The 18,879-nt window shown below is 68.4% G+C and carries 18 protein-coding genes; all 18 read right to left on the bottom strand.

The features are described 5' to 3' along the window. Positions 1 to 407: 407 nt before the first annotated feature. The 18 genes from ACZYRS_RS15015 to ACZYRS_RS14930 all read right to left on the bottom strand — a co-directional run bounded on the left by ACZYRS_RS15015 (position 408) and on the right by ACZYRS_RS14930 (position 18,825). The gene (locus ACZYRS_RS15015) at positions 408 to 1,724 is read right to left on the bottom strand and encodes an MFS transporter (protein WP_463419890.1); all 1,317 of its coding nucleotides are present in this window, start codon (positions 1,722 to 1,724) and stop codon (positions 408 to 410) included. Positions 1,725 to 1,778: 54 nt separating this feature from the next. After that, complete coding sequence (locus ACZYRS_RS15010; RefSeq protein WP_463419889.1) at positions 1,779 to 2,885, bottom strand: porin; 1,107 nt, start codon at positions 2,883 to 2,885, stop codon at positions 1,779 to 1,781. A gap of 45 nt (positions 2,886 to 2,930) precedes the next feature. Next, on the bottom strand, positions 2,931 to 3,899 hold the full coding sequence (locus tag ACZYRS_RS15005; RefSeq protein ID WP_463419888.1) for a PDR/VanB family oxidoreductase: 969 nt from the start codon (positions 3,897 to 3,899) through the stop codon (positions 2,931 to 2,933). Between the two features lie 19 nt (positions 3,900 to 3,918). After that, positions 3,919 to 4,965, bottom strand: a complete 1,047-nt coding sequence (locus tag ACZYRS_RS15000; RefSeq protein WP_198788649.1) for an aromatic ring-hydroxylating oxygenase subunit alpha — start codon at positions 4,963 to 4,965, stop codon at positions 3,919 to 3,921. 11 nt (positions 4,966 to 4,976) lie between these two features. After that, positions 4,977 to 5,198, bottom strand: a complete 222-nt coding sequence (locus ACZYRS_RS14995; protein ID WP_463419887.1) for a recombinase-like helix-turn-helix domain-containing protein — start codon at positions 5,196 to 5,198, stop codon at positions 4,977 to 4,979. Between the two features lie 31 nt (positions 5,199 to 5,229). After that, a complete protein-coding gene (locus ACZYRS_RS14990) occupies positions 5,230 to 6,387 on the bottom strand; it encodes an FAD-dependent monooxygenase (protein ID WP_463419886.1) in 1,158 nt (385 codons plus the stop codon). 31 nt (positions 6,388 to 6,418) lie between these two features. Further along, positions 6,419 to 7,405 (bottom strand): Bug family tripartite tricarboxylate transporter substrate binding protein, encoded by a 987-nt coding sequence (locus ACZYRS_RS14985; protein ID WP_463422490.1) that lies wholly within the window; start codon positions 7,403 to 7,405, stop codon positions 6,419 to 6,421. Positions 7,406 to 7,419: 14 nt separating this feature from the next. Next, positions 7,420 to 8,391 carry a VOC family protein gene (locus tag ACZYRS_RS14980; protein WP_198788646.1) on the bottom strand — a complete coding sequence of 324 codons (972 nt, stop codon included), beginning with the start codon at positions 8,389 to 8,391 and terminating at the stop codon, positions 7,420 to 7,422. A gap of 13 nt (positions 8,392 to 8,404) precedes the next feature. Beyond that, a complete protein-coding gene (locus ACZYRS_RS14975; RefSeq protein ID WP_463419885.1) occupies positions 8,405 to 9,880 on the bottom strand; it encodes an aldehyde dehydrogenase in 1,476 nt (491 codons plus the stop codon). 15 nt (positions 9,881 to 9,895) lie between these two features. Continuing rightward, positions 9,896 to 10,693 carry an aspartate dehydrogenase gene (locus ACZYRS_RS14970; protein ID WP_463419884.1) on the bottom strand — a complete coding sequence of 266 codons (798 nt, stop codon included), beginning with the start codon at positions 10,691 to 10,693 and terminating at the stop codon, positions 9,896 to 9,898. A 20-nt stretch (positions 10,694 to 10,713) separates the two neighbouring features. Beyond that, complete coding sequence (locus tag ACZYRS_RS14965) at positions 10,714 to 12,411, bottom strand: thiamine pyrophosphate-binding protein (RefSeq protein ID WP_463419883.1); 1,698 nt, start codon at positions 12,409 to 12,411, stop codon at positions 10,714 to 10,716. Then, on the bottom strand, positions 12,404 to 13,234 hold the full coding sequence (locus ACZYRS_RS14960) for an SDR family oxidoreductase (RefSeq protein WP_463419882.1): 831 nt from the start codon (positions 13,232 to 13,234) through the stop codon (positions 12,404 to 12,406). Before ACZYRS_RS14960 ends, ACZYRS_RS14965 begins: the two co-directional genes overlap by 8 nt. Positions 13,235 to 13,245: 11 nt before the next feature. Further along, complete coding sequence (locus ACZYRS_RS14955; RefSeq protein ID WP_198788642.1) at positions 13,246 to 14,082, bottom strand: IclR family transcriptional regulator; 837 nt, start codon at positions 14,080 to 14,082, stop codon at positions 13,246 to 13,248. Positions 14,083 to 14,123: 41 nt separating this feature from the next. Then, the gene (locus ACZYRS_RS14950; protein WP_463419881.1) at positions 14,124 to 14,996 is read right to left on the bottom strand and encodes an alpha/beta fold hydrolase; all 873 of its coding nucleotides are present in this window, start codon (positions 14,994 to 14,996) and stop codon (positions 14,124 to 14,126) included. 7 nt (positions 14,997 to 15,003) lie between these two features. After that, positions 15,004 to 15,552, bottom strand: coding sequence for a cupin domain-containing protein (locus ACZYRS_RS14945; protein ID WP_463419880.1), 549 nt, complete (start codon positions 15,550 to 15,552; stop codon positions 15,004 to 15,006). Between the two features lie 26 nt (positions 15,553 to 15,578). After that, a complete protein-coding gene (locus ACZYRS_RS14940; protein ID WP_463419879.1) occupies positions 15,579 to 16,394 on the bottom strand; it encodes an SDR family oxidoreductase in 816 nt (271 codons plus the stop codon). Between the two features lie 6 nt (positions 16,395 to 16,400). Next, positions 16,401 to 17,387, bottom strand: coding sequence for a Bug family tripartite tricarboxylate transporter substrate binding protein (locus ACZYRS_RS14935; RefSeq protein ID WP_463419878.1), 987 nt, complete (start codon positions 17,385 to 17,387; stop codon positions 16,401 to 16,403). Between the two features lie 178 nt (positions 17,388 to 17,565). Continuing rightward, on the bottom strand, positions 17,566 to 18,825 hold the full coding sequence (locus ACZYRS_RS14930) for a D-amino acid dehydrogenase (RefSeq protein WP_463419877.1): 1,260 nt from the start codon (positions 18,823 to 18,825) through the stop codon (positions 17,566 to 17,568). Positions 18,826 to 18,879 lie beyond the last annotated feature (54 nt).

The following is an 18,879-nucleotide window of genomic DNA, read 5'->3' as shown; positions in this document are numbered from 1 at the left end:
GAGGCGGGTGTGTGCCTTAGTGCCCGCGCATCGTCAGTGACGGTCGCGTCGTTCGCGTCGTCCGTGTCACTGGCGTCAGTCGTTCACGCATTGCAGGAACGACACGCGCTGTGCTCGTCAGGATCAGAATTCTTGCGGCTCTTGTCGTTGATATCACGCGCATTCCCTCGTCCATTGAATGCGCTCAGTTGTAGCTGATCGACTGCGATCTCTCAACGACTCGCGGAACTTTTCGCTCTCAAAATGTTCGTGCGCGATACGACGAATGGAGTCACTGCATTCGATGCATGTCGTGCGATACGAAGATGGTTCTGCGGATGCGGCACACACGCTGCATCGACACGAAAACTCGTAGGCATCGGATGTGACGATGCAGCCACACTCCGCGCCTCAAAGCGATACAGGCGCTACAAAACCTGTGAATGCGCAACGCTCGAAGCCACGCGCGTGCGTTCGCGCAGCCACAGCACGAAGCCGCAGCCGAACACCACGACCTGCGTGCCGATGAGCAACGCGAAGCCCGCGAAGAAGCCCGATGCGGAGGCGGCCGATGCGGTGGCCGTGCCCGATGAAGATGCGCCGTGCGACACCGCGCTGATCACGCCGCCCATCAACGCCGGCATGAAGCCCGCGACGAGGCTCCCTGCCCCGTTGGTTACGCCGAACGCGCTCGCGGTGTGCTCGGGCCGGGAGCAATACTGGATCGTGCTCGGGATCGCGGGGCTCTGCAGTCCCCAGAAGAAGTTGGCCGCGACGAGGCAGCAGGCCGCGGCATACGGATCGCGCGCGTTGATGGCCATCAGCACCGACAGCGCCACGCCCACGCTCGCGCCCATGAAGATGAAGGGCACGTGCGCGCGTTCGATCCTGTCGATGACGACGCCGCTCACGAGCACGGCGAGCACCGTGGCGTACTGCGGCAGCGATGCGAGCCAGCCCATCTCGCGCAGCGAGAAGCCGCGCGCCTCGTGCAGGTACGTGGGCAGCCAGTTGCTGCTGCCCCAGAGGTACGCGAGCGCCGCCGAGGTGAGCAAGGTGATGAGGAACAGGTGCCGCGTCTGCAGCGCGCCCTTCACGATCGCGCCCACGCGCGCCATCGCTTCGCCGATCGACGAAGGCCGCACCGCGTCTTCCTTGCCGGGTGGCATGCGCACGAACGCGAGCACCAGCGGAATGCCCAGCGCGATGTTCATGATGCCCAGCACATGGAACGAGGTGTCCCACTGGAACTGCGCGAGCAGGTAGCCGACCAGCGGATAGCCGACGGCCAGGCCGAGGCCCGTGCCCATGTTCACGAGCGCATTGGGCTTGCCGTTCTCGTGGCTGTGGAAATGCGCCTTGATGTACGACGAGGCCAGCGAGAACAGCGGTCCCTCCGACACGCCCAGCAGGATGCGCGAGGCCAGCAGGAGGCCGTAGCTGTCGAACATCGGCGAGGCCCACGTCACGACGCCCCAGAGAACCAGCCCATAGACCAGGCTGCGCCGCACGCCGAAGAGCGCCGAGCAGAACGGCGTGAGCACGAAGGCCGACACGCCATAGCCCAGCATGAACGCCGTCGCCAGCAGGCCCTGGCTCACGCGGTCGTTCGCCGCGAGGCCCACGTGGTTCAGGAACGCGGCATCGGTGATCAGCACCGCGATGTTGATGCGGTCCACGTACGAGATCGCGACGATCACGAACAGCGTGACGACGCCGTACCAACGAAAGTTTTTGCTCTGCATGGGTGTTGCTCTGCTGTTGTGCCGTGACGGCGGTGATGGCGCGTGGACCGGGTCCTAGAACATGTGGCGCATGCCGAACTCGGTGCCGCTGGAGGCACGGTTCGGCGCGGTGATCGCGCCCGAGAGCGCCTGCGCGGCACCGTTGCTGTTGCTGATGCGCGCGATGGTCGCGTAGAGCGCCGTGCGCTTGGAGAGGTTGTGCACGTAGCCGATGGCCAGCTTCGACGAGGTGGGCTTCACCGCGGCGCCGAACGGCTCCAGCTTGTAGCGCGCATACGAGGCCTTGATCTCCCCCACGCCGATGGGCAGCTGGAAACCGATGAGCGCGCCCTTGGCATCGGTCGAGCCCTTCGACTCGGTGTACAGCTCGCTCGTGAGCTTGAGGTTCATGAGCGACGGACCGAAGGTGTACGCCGCGCCGAGGTTCGTCACGCGCAGGTCGCCGCTCGCATAGCGCGTCTTGCCGGTGGCGATGGCGATGTTCAGGCCCCCGCTCTGGTAACCGAAGCGCAGGCCCGTGTGGTTGCCGTCATGCTCGTTGGACTTCAGCGTGCCCGGCAGCACCGAGTTCGAGTCGTTCTCGCCCATCGCGTACATCACCTGCCCGTAGAAGCCGCCGAGCGAGGCCGGCAACAGGTAGCCGACGCTGTTCGATGCGCGCGTGCCCGTCGGCGCGACCAGGCCGCCCAGGCCCGAGAAATAGATCTGGTTGGCGCCGATGCCGCTGCCCGTGCCGAAGGGGTCGAAGATCGCGGTGTTCCAGAACGCGGGCACGTAGTCGCGGCCCAGGCGCAGCTCGCCGAAGGGGCCCGCGAGGCTCACGGTCGAGCGGCGGTTGAAGCTCAGCACGCCCGCGGTGCCGTTGCCGCTCGCCTGGTTGTTCGAGTTCGACGGAAAGCCCATCGCGCTGTCGTTCTGCAGCCCCATCTCGAGCCAGAAGTTGGCCGAGTAGCCGCCGCCCAGGTCTTCGGTGCCGCGAAAGCCCAGGCGGCTGAACATGTTGCCGCTGTTGGACAGCTGCGTCTTGTGGGCCGAGCCGTCGCCGCTGCCGCGCGTGTAGGTGACGGCTGCATCGACCACGCCGAAGAGCGTGAGGGAAGATTGGGCCAGCGCTCCGCCAGCCACGCTGGCGGAGGCCAGCGCGATCAAGTACTTTTTCATCGGATTTTTCGGGGTGGTTTTTCTGGCCGTCGAGGGTGGTCGGCCTCAGATATCGAGCACCAGCCGCTCGCCCTTGCAGCGAGAGACGCAGATCATCATGGTCTTGTTGGACGCACGTTCGATCTTGGTGAGGATGCCGTCGTGGTGCTCGACTTCGCCTTCGAGCACTGCTGTTTCACACGCGCCGCACACGCCTTCCTTGCAGCTGTGGTCGGGGTTGAGGCCGGCGTCGATGAGGCTGTCGAGAATCGATTTGCCCGCCGGCACCTCGACGCTCTTGCCGCTCTTGGCGCACTGCACGACGCAGCCCTGCGTGGTGTTGGCTGCCTCCACATGCACCGCGGCGAAACGCTCGATGTGCGCGTTGGCGTAGCCGAGCTGCTCGCATGTCTTCTCGAATGCATCGAGCATCGGCGTCGGGCCGCAGCAGTAGTAGTGGCTCGCGGCGCCCTTGCCGGCCAGCAGCGCCGCGAGGTCGGGCGGTGCACCCTTCTCCTCGTCGAAGTGCCAGGTGAGCTGCACTCCCTTCTCTTTCGCGAGCGCCTCGATGGCCTCGCAGAACGCGGCCTCCTTGCGGGTGCGCGCGCAGTACAGGACTTCCACCGGCTGGCCGATCGCCACGAGCCGCTGCAGCATGCACCAGATGGGCGTCACGCCGATGCCGCCGGCCACGAGCACCGAGCGCTCGGCACCTTCCTGCAGCTTGAAGTTGTTGCGCGGCGCCGAGATCGGCAGCGTCATGCCCACGCGCAACTGCTGGTGCACATAGCGCGAACCGCCGCGGCTCTTGCGGTCGTTGAGCACACCGACCACATAGCGCTGGCGGTCGCTCGATGGATTGCACAGCGAGTAGCTGCGCACCAGCCCGTTGGGCAGGTGCAGGTCGATGTGGGAGCCGGCCTCGAAGGGCGGAAAGTCCACGGCAGGCGTGGCCGGCCGGAACTCGACACTGACGATGCCGTCGGCCTCGTAGCGCATCGTGTGCACGAGGGCGTTCAGCGTGGGAGAAGACATGGGCGTGCTCGCTTCCCGGTCAGGCCGTGGCGGCTTCGGTGGCTTCGGCCAATTGCGCCACAGCGAGGTTGCGCATGTGGCGGCGCAGGCGGACGATGCCCAGGTCGTGCTGGTACAGGTTCTCGTGCTGGTTCGCGTCGGGCTCCATCTCTTCCAGCATCACGCGGTCCTGCTCCAGCACATGCCAGTGGCGGGCCTCCAGGCGGTTCTTGTAGAGGAAGCGCCAGGTGTCGCGCTCCCAGCCCTTCGGCAGCTTGCGCACGCGCCAGAAGAAGGTGGCCGTCATGCCGTTGGCCATCGGCGAGAAGGCGCCGATGATGATGAAGTTGCCGCCGGGGCCGCCGGTCTTGGGGTATGGAATTTCCAGGCGCATCCAGTGGATGCCCGTGTCGGCCCACTCGGTCCAGTCGAAGTTGACGTTGCGCTGGCCTTCCTTCTCGAACACGAAGCCGATGTCGGTCGGGCGGATGCCGAACTTCGCCGACGAATCGCCCTCTGCCATCGAGTGCGACTGCTTGTGCAGGTAGGTGCCGTGCATCGGGTCCATCACGTTGTCCAGCACGTAGCGGTAGTCGCCCTTCCACTCGGTGTAGCAGAGGAAGCTGCCGTACTCCGCGTCGTCGGTCAGTTGCTCGGGCAGCACCAGCGGCGGCGGAATGTCGACCGACTCTTTCGAGTTGTAGAGGAACACGGCGCCCGCGCGCTCCTGCACATGGAAGTGGCGCGTGGCCTGCGAGCCTTCGAGCTTGCAGCCGGGGCTGCCGGGCACGCGCGTGACGACGCCGTCATGGCGCACCTCGACGCCGTGGTACGGGCACGAGAGCCGGTCGCCCAGCACCACGCCCTGCGACAGCGGCGCACCGCGGTGCGGGCAGCGGTCTTCCAGCGCATGCAGCACGCCTTCGCCGTCGCGCCACAGCGCGAGCTTGCGCCCGAGGCGCCGCAGCGAGATGGGGTTCTCCTTGATGAAGTGCGAGGGGCAGATCGGGTACCAGAGGTCCTTGAGGCCGATCTCCAGCAGGTGATCGACCGGATCGGCGGGAACGGGGGTGATGGCGATGGTCATGATGGTTCTCCTCAGGCGGCCAGCGTGGCCATTTCCTTGCGGTACAGCGCCTCGGTCCAGGGCTGGCCGCCGGGGGTGGCGAGGCCGCTGTCGTTCAGGCGCTGCACGAGGCTGCCCAGGTCTTGGATGCCGTCGGCGAAGGCGCGTTCGATCACGTCGCCCAGCAGGTCTTCGTAAGTGGTCGCGGGGCGCTGGCGCGCCTGGTGCGGTTGGAGATAGCGGTCTTGTTGCATCGTGGGCCTCCGGGGATGAGGTGAAATGAAATCAGGCGGTGACTGCGACAGGCGCGCCGAGCGGCACGGCCCAGGCGTCGTAGCCGTAGACCCAGTCCGCATTGCCGCCTTCGCGCAGCCAGTTGTTGCCGCGCGAGCCGAGCTGCACCTGGCTGGCGCGCTCGATGCGGGCTTTCTCATAGGCCTTGAGCGCATCGACGGCATCCGCCATCGAAACGCCTTCGAGGTGCCGCGACAGCACGACCGCGTCTTCGATCGCCATGCCCGCGCCCTGCGCCATGAAGGGCAGCATCGGGTGCGCGGCATCGCCGAGCAGCGCCATGCGGCCCTCGGCCCATGCGGGCATCGGGTCGCGTTCGTACAGCGCGGTCTTGAGCACCGTGTCGCAGGCATCGAGCAAGGCGCGCGCCTCGGGGTGGTAGGCCACGTATTGCTCGCGAAGCTCATCGACGCTGCCGGGCGCGGTCCACGATTCGAGGTGCCAGGTGTCCTGCGGCGTGGTCGCGAAGATGAAGATGTCCTTGCCGCGGTTCAGCGGGAAAGTGACGATCTGGCTCTGCGGGTTCGGCCCCCACCACTTGGTGAAGGCGCCGAGGTTCGGCACGCCGGCCACGCGCTCTGCGGGCACCACGGCGCGGTAGGCGACGATGCCGGTGAAGCGCGGGCTCTCGGCCCCGAACATCGCGGTGCGCACGCACGAGTGGATGCCGTCGGCGCCGAGCAGCACGCCGACGCGGGCGCTGGTGCCGTCGGTGAACGAGAGGGTCACGCCCTCCTCGTCCGCCGCGATCTTTTCTGCGCGCTTGCCCAGGGCGACGCGCTCGGCCGGAAACATGTCGGCCAATGCGGCCAGCAGGTCGGCGCGGTGGATGGTGAGCTGCGGCGCGCCGTAGCGTTCTTCCGCCGAATCGGCCATCTCCAGGCGCGAGGTTTCCTCGCCGGTGTCGTAGGTGCGGCTGATGCGGTGCGACGGGCGCGCCGCCGTCACGCGGGCCGCCTCGCCGACGCCGAGGCCATCGAGTGCGCGCACCGCGTTGGGCGTGAGGTTGATGTCGGCACCGACGCGGGCGAACTGCTTGGCTTGCTCGAACACGACCACGTCGTGCCCCGCGCGCCGCAGCGCAATGGCAGCCACCAGGCCGCCGATGCCGGCACCGACGATGCCGATGGTGGATTCGCTTGTCTTCATGGATGTCTCTCTGCTTGTTCCTGCATGCGGCTCACTCGGCCACGATGTTGCGGGCCTTGATGATTCGCGCCCACACGGCTGTTTCTTCGCGGATGTGCGCGGCGAATTCCGAAGGCTTCATCGCCGCATCGGTCATGCCTTGCACCTTCAGGCGCTCGCGCACGTCGGGCTGGGCCAGCATGTCGGCCGCATCTTTCGCAAGCTGCTCGACCACCGCGGGCGGGGTGCCCTTGGGCGCGAGGAGGCCGTACCACGAGGTCACGGTCACGCCCTGGATGCCCTGCTCCGCGAGCGTGGGGATGTCCGGCGCGGCCGCGCTGCGCGTGGCCTCGGTCACGCCCAGCGCGATGAGCTTGCCGTTCTTGATGAAGGGCATGGTCGCGGGCAGGTTGCTGAACATCAGCGGCACCGAGCCGCCGAGCACGTCGTTGAGCGCGGGCGCCGTGCCCTTGTAGGGCACGTGCAGCAGGTCGATGCCGGCCTGCTGCTTGAAGAGTTCGCCCGCAAGGTGCAGGCCGCTGCCCACGCCGGGCGATGCATACGACAGCGTGTTGGGCTTGGCCTTGGCCATCGCCACCAACTCCTTGGCGCTCTTGATGCCCGACGACGGCGCGGCCACCAGCACGTTGGGCGCCTTGGCGAGCATGGTGACGGGCACGAAGTCCTTCGCGATATCGAACGGGAAGTTCGGCATCAGCGTCGGGTTGATCGTGAGGTTGCCCGCCGGCACCACCAGCAGCGTGTGGCCATCGCCCTTCGCGCGCTTGACCTTGTCGATACCGATGTTGCCGGCTGCGCCCACGAGGTTCTCGACCACGGCGGCCTGCCCGTAGCGCTTGGCAAGGCCGTCGGACAGCACGCGCGCCAGCGTATCGACCGGACCGCCGGGCGGGAACGGCGAGACGATGGTGAAGCGCTCGCTGGAGAGCTGCTTCTGCGCATCGCTCTGCGCATGCGCCGGCATGGCGACAGCGGCCACGGCGGCGAGCAAAAGGGAAATGGAAAAACGTCGTTGCATGGTGATCGAGCCCGTCATTTCTTCTCGGTCAGGAAAGCGCCCTTCGGGCCTTCCGCGTTCTTCTGGCGGCGCGTGTTGCCGTCCAGGCCGCCATCGACCGCCCATTCGGCGAACACCGTCGGGCCCGGCTCGAACTCGCGCGGCTGCCAGTCGGCCGTCAGCTGGTCTTCGTCGGCGTAGTACTCGATGAGGCCGCCGGCCGGATTCTTGAAGTACCAGAAGTACGCCGACGACACCGGGTGCCGGCCCGGTCCGAGTTGCGTCTCCCAGCCGCGGCGCGAGAAATGCAGGCCGCCACCGAACACCTCGTGGATGTCGCGCACGGTGAACGCCACGTGGTTGAGCCCGCGCTTGCCCGAGGGAATCTGCAGCAGGAACAGGTCGTGGTGGCCGCCCTCGGCCGCGCAGCGCATGAAGGCGCCGCGGTTCGGGTAGCTGTCGGACGAGACGAAGCCGAAGCGATCCGCGTAGAACGCGCTGGTGCCCACCACATCGCTCACGAAGAACACCACGTGGCCGACTTCGATCGGCGTCGCGCGCTCGTAGATCGGCGCAGGCTGGTTCACGCGAAGCTTGGCGTTCCAGGTGTTCATCGCGCCGCAGTCGACATCGACCGCGTGCTTGCGGCTGACCTGCAGGCGCACCGCGAGGCCGTTCGGATCGATGCAGCCAATGCGGCGCGCGCCGTCGACGGTGCTGTCGAAGAAGGCCGGGTCTTTCGCGATGGCGGTGGCGTAGCGGTCGAGGTCCGCTTCGCTTTCCACGCCCCACACCACTTCGCGCAGCGTCGGGCCCTCTTCCATCGCGGGCGGCAGATTGGCCTTGTCCAACGCCGCGACGACGACCTTGCAGCCGTTGAGGCACTCGAAGACGAGTTCGTCGGCCGCCTCGGACTTCAGCGCGAGGCCCCAGTCCTCGAAGAACTGGCGGCAGGTGGGGAGGTCGTCCGCCCCGTAGGTGATCTGGTCGATGCCTAGAACGCTCATGGTCGTGTCCTCTTCAGTTCGCCCACGGGAGCGGTTGGTCGTTCGTGCCCCAGTACATGCTCTTTTGCTCCATGTACTGGAAGATGCCTTCGCGCCCCTTCTCGCGGCCGAGGCCACTGTCGCGCCAGCCGCCGAACGGCGTCGAGACGGAGAACTGCTTGTAGGTGTTGACCCAGACCGTGCCGGCTTGCACCGCGCGGCCGAGCTTCCAGGCGCGCTTGAAGTCGCGGCTCCACACGCCTGCGGCCAGGGCATAGACGCTGTCGTTGGCCTGTGCGATCAGCGACTCCTCGTCGTCGAAGGGCATCGCGACGAGCACCGGGCCGAAGATCTCTTCCTGGCTGATGCGCGCGCTGTTGTCCAGGCCTTCGATGATGGTCGGCTTGTAGAAATAGCCGCTGTCGTAGCCGGCGCCGTGCGGGCGCACGCCACCCGTGCGGATGCGGCCGCCTTCGGACACGCCCAGGTCCACATAGCGCTCGATGCCTTCGCGGTGCTTCGCGGTGATGAGCGGGCCCATCTGCGTCTGCTCCGACGCCGGGTCGCCCACGCGCAGCGCATTGGCGCCTTCGGCCAGCCGCGTGAGGAACTCGTCGTAGATGCTGCGTGCGACGAAAAGGCGCGAGCCCGCGATGCACGACTCGCCCGACGAGCTGAAGATGCCGTAGAGCACGCCGTTGACTGCATGGTCGAGGTCCGCGTCGTCGAGCACCATCGTGGGCGACTTGCCGCCCAGCTCCAGCGACACCGGCATCATCTTGTCGGCCGCGATGTGGGCGATGTGCTTGCCGGTGGTGGTGCCGCCGGTGAACGACACGCGCTTGACCAGCGGGTGCTTGGTGATCGCGTCGCCGATGACGGAACCCTTGCCCGGCAGCACGCTCACGATGCCCTTGGGCACGCCGGCCGCTTCGCAGATGCGCGCGAGTTCCAGCGCCATCAGCGGCGTGACTTCGGCGGGCTTCACGACCACCGCGTTGCCGGCCGCGAGCGCCGGTGCGAGCTTCTGCGCTTCGCTTGCGATCGGCGAGTTCCACGGCGTGATGGCCGCGACCACGCCCATGGGCTCGTGCACGCTCATCGTGACGAAGGCGCCGCGCGAGGGGGTGATGGTTTCTTCGAGCGTCTCCAATGCGGCCGCGAAGAACTGGAAGGTGCCCGCGGCGCTCGCCACGAGGTTGCGGGTTTCGTTGATCGGCTTGCCGTTGTCCAGGCGCTGCTTCTGCGCGAGCGATTCGCTCTCTTGGCGGATCAGCTGCGCCACGCGATGCAGCACGGCGGCGCGCTCGTGCGGCAGGCGCTGGGCCCAGCCGCTGGTGCGGAACGCGTGGTCGGCACGGACGATGGCCTCCTCGACATCGGCGAGGCTCGCGGCCTTCAGGCGCGCGATCGGCTCGCCCGTGGCGGGGTAGAGGCTTTCATACACGTCGCCGCCGCCCAGGCGCCATTCGCCGGCAATGCAGATCGGGAGAAGTTCGGAAGAAATCATGGAAGGGCTCAGGGATCAGATGGACAGCGGCGCGACGCGGTTGCGCAGCGCCCGCACCGCGCTGTACACGGTCAGCGCGGAGGTCTTGGGGTTGGCCGCGAGCGGCTTGTTGCGCATCGTCAGCTCGAAGCTGCCGAAGGCACCCTCGGCTTCGACGGTGTGCACGTTCTCGGCGGTGGCGGGGTCGGCGATCAGGCGCACCAGTGTCTTGTCGAGGCCGAGCCCCGCGAGCGAGACGGTGGCCGCGACGTTGGCGTTCTTCGGATAGAGCGAGGCCGCTTCGCGCGCGCTGCCTTCGAAGATCACGGTGGCCTCGGCCAGCGCGTCGAGGTCGCGGCCCTGTTCGGCCGGCGTGCCCTTCCAGGCCTTCGGTGGCTTGCGGCCGGTGTAGCGCACGCTGTCCAGCCCGCCGATGCGGGCCGCGGCGAGCGCATCGATCGCGCCGATGGCGCCGGGAATCAGCTGCACCTGCGTGCGGCCCGCGATGGCGGCGGCTTCGAGCTTTTCAGCGAGGCCCGCGGCCGACAGCGCACCGACCGAGGCCACCACGCAGGGCGTGCCGCGCGCGAGCGCCGGGAGCACGTGCTCCTCGATGGCGGCGTGGCCCGCGGTTTCGACCACGAGGTCGATGCCGGCGACGGGCACCATGCTCAGCACCTCTGCGCCCGGCACAGCCTTCTGCGCGGCGGCCATGCCCTCGACGGGCACGACGACGACCGTCACCCGCAGCGCCGGATCGCCTCTCAGCAATTCGAGCACAGCGGTGCCGATGGCGCCGCAGCCGATGAGTGCGATGCGTGTGGGGGCGATCATGGGTGGGGCTCCGCTCGCTCTCACTGCGCCGTGCCGAGCGCGGGAATCTGCGTGACCGTGTTGGTCGGCGGGCCGGCGAAGCTGGTCTTGAAGCCGCCGACCGAGAGCATGTCGATCTCCAGCAGGAACGGGCCGTCGGCAGAGAGCGCTTCGTCCAGCCGCGTGGGCAGGTCGGCCAGGTCGCGCACACAAGCGTGCGGCAACGCGATCGACTTGCACAGCAGGTCGTAGTCGGGCGTGTGCAGTTCGGCGTAGCACTGGCGGCCACCGTACTGCGCGTCCTGGATGTTCTTGATGACGCCGTAGCTCTTGTCGTTCATGAGCACGATCACCATCGGCGCCTTCTCCTGCACCATGCAGGCCAGTTCGCCCAGGTTCAGGATGAAGCCGCCGTCGCCGGCCAGGCAGAAGGTCTTGCGGCCCGAGCCGGTCACCGCCGCGCCGATGGCCGCGCCGATGGCCATGGGCATGCCCTGGCCGATGCCGCCGCCCGTGGCGTGCACGCCGGCGCTCGGCTCGAAGATGCGCAGTTCGCGGTTGCCCCAGGTGCTGTTGGAGACGGTCACGTCGCGCACCCAGTTGAACTTGCGGCCCGCGGCCGACTGCAGCCGGCGCACGAGTTCGGCATACGGGCCAAGGCCGTCGCGCAGCGTGGCCACTGCCTGGTCGTGCGCGGCGCGCAGGTCGGCCAGCAGTTGCGCATCGGCCTTGTAGCCGGCGGCTTCGAGGCGATCCGCCAGGCCTTCGAGGGCCAGCGCCGAGTCGCCGCAGACGAAAGCCTCGGAGGCATAGCAGCGGCCTTCGGCGGCGGCATCGGCGTCGATGCGGTACAGCGGGCGCGGGAGCTTCAGCTCGTACTTGAGCGTCTCGTTGCCGCGCAGGCGCGAGCCGACCACGAGCATCGCGTCGCAGGTTTGGTAGAAGGCCTCGACCGGCTTCTGGATGTTGTAGGCGCCGAGCGAGCCGGCGTCGTCTTCGGGCACGGTGCCGCGGCCCTGCGTGGTGGTGACCACGCCGAAGCCCAGCTTCTGCAGGCGCTGAATTGCCGTGCGGGCATGGCGCGCACCGCCGCCCACCCACAGCAGCGGGCGCTTTGCGGATGCGAGGCGCGCGGCCAATGCGTCGAGCGCGGCGGCGGACGGCACCGGACGCTCCACCGGCAGCGGCGACAGGTCGGCCGGCATCGTGATGAGCGCCGACTGGATGTCGATCGGGATCTCCACGCTCACCGGGCCCGTCGGCGCCGTGAGCGCGAGCTGCACCGCACGCTTGAGGGTGCCGAGCACCGTCTCCACGCTGCGCACGCGCAGCGCCGCCTTCGACACCGCCTTGAGCATGGCCAGCTGGTCGGGCGCCTCGTGGATGTACGACATGCTCTTGTCCAGGTACGGCGTCTCGATCTGCCCGGTGATGTGCAGCAGCGGCGCGCCGGCGGTCAGCGCCTCGACCATGCTGCCCGCGATGTTGCCCGCGGCCGGGCCGGTGCTGGTGATGCACACGCCCAGGCTCGCGGTGGAGCGCGCATAGGCGTCGGCCATGTTGCCCGCGCCCGCCTCGCCGCGCGCGGAGATGAAGCGGATCGTGCCGCGCTGCGCGAAGGCATCGAGGATCGGCATATTGTGGATCGAGATCACGCCAAAGGCTGCCTTGACGCCGCACTGCTCCAGGAAGGCGGCGACGACAGCGCCGACAGTGACGGTGTTGTGGGGGTTATGCATGGCGGGAATGGCCTCCGGAGATATCGATGTGGCTGCCCGTCGTGTACGACGCGAGGGGCGAAGCGAGGAAAAGGATCGCGCGCGCGGCTTCGGTCGGAAGCCCCAGGCGACCCAGCGGGATGTGTTTGGTCTTCGCGAGCTGGGCGCTCCAGGCGGCCCAGTCTTGCGACTTGTCTTCGCGCGCCTCGAAGCGGCGGCGCCATTGGCCCGATTCGACAAGGCCGATCAGGATGCCGTTGACGCGCACGCCCTGCGGCGCGAATTCGGTGGCCATCGAACGCACGAGGTTCAAGAGGCCCGCGCGCGCGGCCGAGGTGGCGACCATGTGCGGCTCGGGCTGGCGCGCGAGCAGCGAGTTGGCGCAGACGATGGCGGCATCGCCGAGCACCGCGCGCTGCGCGGCGAGCTGCGGCAGGAAGGCGCGCGTGGGGTGGATGACGGAGAAGAACTTCAGGTGCAGCTCGTCCATCCAGGCCGCGTCGTCGGTGTCCGCGAAGGTGGAGACGCGGCCCTGCCCCGCGTTGTTGACGAGCATCGAGGCCGGGCCGAGCGCGGCCTCGCTGGCGACGGCGAAGGCCTTGACCGCGGCGGCATCGAGCACATCGCAAGGCTGTGCGAAGAGCTTCGCGCTCGGGAACTGCGCGCGCAGGCCGGTCACCGCGCGGTCGAGCCGCTCGGCGTTGCGGCCGCACAGCGCGACGGCGGCGCCGCTCGCGAGCAACAGCTCGACGGTCGCAAGGCCGATGCCCGAGGAACCGCCCGTGACCACGGCCACGCGGCCCGCCAATGCATCGGCGGCAAAGAAATGAGAAGGTGCGGGCATCGTCATGGCCGTCATGCGCTGCGAAGCGGCACCACCTTGCTGGAGCGCGCGGGCGAGTAGTTCAGCAGGCCCGAGATCTCGTCGGCCACGCCGCGCACGCGCAGCACCATCTCGTCCATGCGGCTTTCCTCGATGTGGTCCGAGGTGATGGTCGCGCCCAGCGCCGCCACGATGTGGCCGCTGTGGTCGCGCACCGGCGCGGCGATGCTGGAGATGTTCGATTCGAAGAAGCCTTCGCCCAGCACATAGCCGCGCGTGCGGTCGGCCTGCACCATGTCGAAGAGCTCGTTCACCGTCTTGGGCGTGCTCGGCGAGAAGGTCTCCAGCTTGTCTTCGGGATAGAGCGCGCGCAGTTGCGGCAGCGTGAGGTCTTCCAGCAGCACGCGGCCGAGCACCGTGGCGTGGGCCGGCAGGCGCGTGCCCACGGTGACCGAGCTCGCGAACGGCGTGGGCGGCGCGACCTTGGCGACATAGACGATCGAGCGGCCGTCGCGCACCACCAAGTTGCAGGGCGTGCGCAGCTCGTCGCAGAGGCGATTGAGCAGCGGCGTGCCCAGCTGCGTGAGTTCGAGCGAGGCGAGGTATTCGAAGCCCAGGCGCAGCACCGCGAGGCCCAGGCGGTAGTCGCGGCCGCCCTCGGCGCGCTCCAGGAAGCCCATGTTCTCCAGCGTGGTGAGCAGGCGGAAGACGGTCGAGCGCGGCAGGTCGAAGCGGCGCGCCAATTCGGGCGCGGAGAGCGTGCGGTTCTCGCGGCTGAACTCGCACAGCACGCGCAGGCCCCGCTCGAGCGCGGGCACGTTGTAGCGGTCGGCGCCCTCTTCCATCACTTCGTTGTCGTTCGTTGCCATGGTGGTTCGTTGTTTCCGTTGGATGTCTTGTGGTGGCCTGCTCAGGCAGCGAGTGCTTCGCGCAGCAGCGCGGCGACGGCCTCGGGCCGTTCCACGTAGCTGGCGTGCCCGGCGCCTTCGATGGGTTCGAGCGTCACCCCGCAGCCGCGCGCGACCTCGGCGCAGGCTTCGGGCGTGGTGACGACATCGAGCGTGCCACAGGCCACGCGCGCCGGCATGGCGGGCGGCAGGTCGGCGATGAGGTCGCCGTTGCATAGCAGTTCGACGGCCTGGCGGTAGCCGCCGTCGTTCAGGCGGGCCATGTTCCAGCGCACCCACTGGCGCGCGAGTTCGCTGGCGGTGTCGGAGACGAGGCGGCCCGCGCGTTTCGCGGCCATGCCGGCGATGCCTAGTTCGTCGAGCGTGGCGAGGCGTTCGGTGCGCACCTTGGCGCGGGCTTCGGCGCGTGACGGTGCGCCGTAGCCGGCGGCCGGGCTGATCAGCACCAAGCGGCGGATGCGCGAAGCCAAGGCCGAACCGTTGCGCGCGGCCGATGCCGCGGTGATCGCGCCGAGCGAATGGCCGACGAGCACGCACGACTGGATGTCGAGCGCATCGAGCAAGGCGTGCAGCCGGTCGGCATAGTCCGCGGCGGATGGCGCAGCCGATGCCAGCGGCGTCGATGCGCCGTAACCCGGCGCATCCCACGCAATCACGCGCGCCTGCGGTGCCAGCAGCAACGCCACGTGGAGCCACGACGCCGCGCCCGAGCCGATGCCGTGCAGGCACACGAGAGCCGGCCCCGCGCCGCGCTCGCGCACCGACACCACCGCGCCGCCGCCGACCGGCACGCCGCGTGCCGGAAAACGGGCGTCGAGCAGCGCCAGCTCGGAAGCGGGAAGCGCCAGTCCGTCGGTGACCATCGCGTCGCTCATCTCGTCCTCAGCGCTTGATCTTGGCCAGCGGGTGATCGGCCGGGTATGTCGGCTTGATCGGCTTCTGCGCGCCGAGCATCACGCACATCAGCGCGTCTTCGTCGCCGATGTTGATTTCCTCGCGGTACACGCCCGGCGGCACCGAGATGAGGTCGCGGTCGGTCATGATGGTTTCGAAGCGCTCGCCGTCCTTCTCGATCACGACCTTGAGCTTGCCGCGGATGAGGAAGAACACCTCTTCCACATCGGTGTGCAGGTGCGGCGGGCCCTCGTGGCCGGCCGGGATCACCATGGTGGAGAAGGTGAAGTGCTCCGAAGGCACGGTGTTCGCGTCCTTCTCGACGCCGGTGCCGCCGGTGCCCACGTAGCGCATCTGCGCGCGGCGGAACTTGGGGTCGAAGTCGGCCTGGAACTTCAGCGCGTCCCAGTCGTACTTGCGCGTCTCGTAGCGCGCGATGCGGGTGTTCATCCACTCCGCGAGGCTCGTGCCCTCGGGCTGCGCCAGGGTCGTGCTGGCGGCATCGTTGATCTTCTGTTGTTCGGACAAATCGCTCATCGGGTTTACTCCTTCGTCGGAAAAATTCAGTGCATCGCAAAGCCGCCGTTGACGGCCAGCAGTTGGCCCGTCACGAAGCGCGAGAGGCCGGAAAGCAGGTACAGCGTGGCGCCGCAGACATCGGCCGCCTGCTGCTCCCGCGGAATGGCGCGGCCTTCGAGGTATTTCTGGTGGCGCGCCATCGGTACGTATTCGGTCGCCTCGACCAGCGTGAGGCCCGGCGCCACGGCGTTGACGGTGATGCTGTCGCCGCCCCATTCGCGCGCCAGCGAGCGCGTCATGGAAATGACCGCGCCCTTGCTCGATGCGTAGGCCAGCAGGTTGGGTGCACCCCAGAGCGCGGTGTCGGACGCGAGATTCACGACCGCGCCACGGCCGCTTGCAGCGAGCGCCGCGCGGCAGGCGCGGCCCATGAGCCAGGTGCCGCGCACGTTGACATTCATCACGCGGTCCCACATGTCGATCTCGAGCTGGTGCGCGTTGCGGCCGCCCGAGTTGGTGATGGCGGCGTTGTTGACCAGGCCGTCCAGGCCGCCGAGCAGGCGGATCGCCTCGGCGGCGCAGGCGTCGATGGAGGCCGGCGCCGACAAATCGACGGTGAGCGCATGCGCCTTGTGGCCCGCGTCGCGCAGCGCCTTCGCTTCGGTTTCGGCGAGCTCGCCGAGGATGTCGGCCAGCACCACGCTCGCGCCCGCCGCGGCGATGCACTGCGCGAACGCGAGGCCCAGGCCGCGCGCCCCGCCGGTCACGAGCACGCGGCGGCCGGCCAGCAGGTTGGCGGGCAGTTCGGCCAGCAGCGACTGCAGGCTCGAGGGATCGGGAATGGCTTTGAGTTCGGACATGCGTGTTCAGTCGGCCTGGATGCCGAGCTCCTTGATGACCTTGCCGAAGCGCGCGTAGTCGGCCGCGTTGGTCTTGCCGAGCACGTCGGCATCGCCGCCCACCGGCGTGGTGCCGAGCACGGCCATGCGCGCGACGATGTCGGGCATCTTGAGGATTTCGTTGAAGTGGCCGTTGAGCGTCTTCACGATCTCGGGCGAGAGGTTGCGCGGGCCCCAGAGGCCGTTCCAGGCGACCACCTCGACGTCCTTGTAGCCGAGCTCGGCGAGCGTGGGCACAGTGGGCGCGAGCGGCGAGCGCTGGCTCGATGCCACCGCGAGCGGCTTGAGCTTGCCGTTGGCGAAGTACGGCGCCACCGGGCCGAGCGTGATGAAGGTGACCGGCACATGGCCGCCCAGCACGTCGTTGACCGCGGGCGCCACGCCCTTGTAGGGCACGTGCGCGAGGTTCGTGCCCGAGGCGCGAGCGAACATCTCGCCCAGGATGTGCATCGGCGAGCCGCTGCCCGGGCTCGCGTACGAGAGCGATTTTCCGGCGCCCTTGGCCGCGGCGACCGCGTCCTTCGCGGTGGCGAAGCCGCTGCCGGCGCTCGCGACCAGGAAGAGCGGCTGGCTGCCGGTCTGCACGATCGGCGTGAAGCCGGCGAGCACGTCGTAGCCGGAGGCGCCGTTGGTCTTCAGCACCAGCTGCGCGATCGAGAAGGTGCTGGGCGCGAGCAGCAGCGTGTAGCCGTCGGGTGCCGCCTTCGACACGTAGCCGCTGCCGATGATGCCGCTCGCGCCCGGCCGGTTGTCGACCACCACCGGCTGCCCGACCCGCGCCGAGAGCTTCTCGGCGAAGAGCCGCGCGAGGGCATCGGTGTCGCCGCCCGCCGGATACGCGACCACCAGCGTGATCGGCTTGGCCGGATAGTTCTGTGCCCAGGCAAGTCCGGTGGCGCAGGCGCCGGCCAGGAACATGGCGGCGGCGATGGCGAGGCGGCGTGTGTGTTTCATGGGTCCGTCGTGGTCGGCGTTTTGTTTCACTAAAGAAACAACGATTTATTAATGGAACGCACGAAGGATAGCCACGAAGACAACTTCGTGGCTAAGTAGAAACCCTAGATGTCGCAACCCAACGTAAAACAGGGCGGCCCTTTCGGACCGCCCTGCTCGGGGGATGGCGTCGTGCCTGCTAGCCGCCGTAGCGCGCCACGGTCAGGCCTTCCATGTCGATCTCGGGCGCCTTGCCGGCAACGAGGTCGGCCATCACGCGGCCGGTGCCGGCGGCCATGGTCCAGCCGAGTGTGCCGTGGCCGGTGCTCAGCATCAGGTTGGGGATGCGCGTGGCGCCGATCACGGGGGTGCCGTCGGGCGTCATGGGGCGCAGGCCGGTCCAGAAGGAGGCGTCGCGCACGTTGCCGCCGCGGGGAAAGAGGTCGGTCACGACGTGTTCGAGCGTGTCGCGCCGGCGCGGATTGAGCGCGAGGTCGAAGCCCGAGAGCTGCGCCGTGCCGCCCACGCGGATGCGGTCGCCCAAGCGCGTGACAGCCACCTTGAAGGTCTCGTCCATCACGGTGGATTCGGGGGCGCCGGCCGCGTCGGTGATCGGCACGGTGATCGAGAAGCCCTTGACCGGGTACACCGGCAGGTCGATGCCCAGCGGCTTGACAAGCGCGGGCGAATAGCTGCCGAGCGCGACCACGTAGCGGTCGGCGGTGAAGTTGCCCTGGTCGGTGCGCACCGCAGTCACGCCCTTCGCGGCGTCGTGCTCGATGGCCTGGATGTTCACGCCGAAGCGAAAGGTCACGCCTTCGGCTTCCGCCAGCTTCGCGAGCGCCTGCGTGAACTTGAAGCAGTCACCGGTCTCGTCACCCGGCAGGCGCAGGCCGCCGACGAACTTCTCCTTCACCGCCGCGAGCGCGGGCTCGTAGGGCAGGCAGCCGTCGCGATCGAGCACCTGGTAGGGCACGCCGGAGGCTTTGAGCACCTCCACGTCTTTCGCGGTGCCGTCGAGCTGCTGCTGCGTGCGAAAGAGTTGCAGCGTGCCCTGCATGCGCTCGTCGTACTGGATGCCGGTGTCCGCGCGCAAGGCCTTCAGGCAATCGCGGCTGTACTCGGCCAGGCGCACCATGCGGCCCTTGTTGAGCTCGTAGCGCGCCTGCGTGCAGTTGCGCAGCATCGAGAGGCCCCAGCGCCACATCGCCGGATCGAGCATCGGTTTGACGACCAGCGGACTGTGCTGCATCAGCATCCATTTGATGGCCTTCACCGGCACGCCGGGCCCAGCCCAGGGCGCCGAGTAGCCGGGCGACACCTCGCCCGCGTTGCCGAAGCTGGTTTCGAGCGCGGGGGCCGGCTGGCGCTCCAGCACCGTCACCTCGTGGCCGGCGCGTGCCAGGTAGTACGCCACCGAGGTGCCGATGACACCGCTGCCGAGAATCAGGACCTGCATGAGAACTCCCTCTTTCTTGTGGGCCGAGCGCCGCAAGAGCCCGAGGGTACAGGC

The organism is Variovorax sp. AC194, from assembly GCF_979257995.1.
This window is presented reverse-complemented; position numbering and strand designations above follow the sequence as displayed.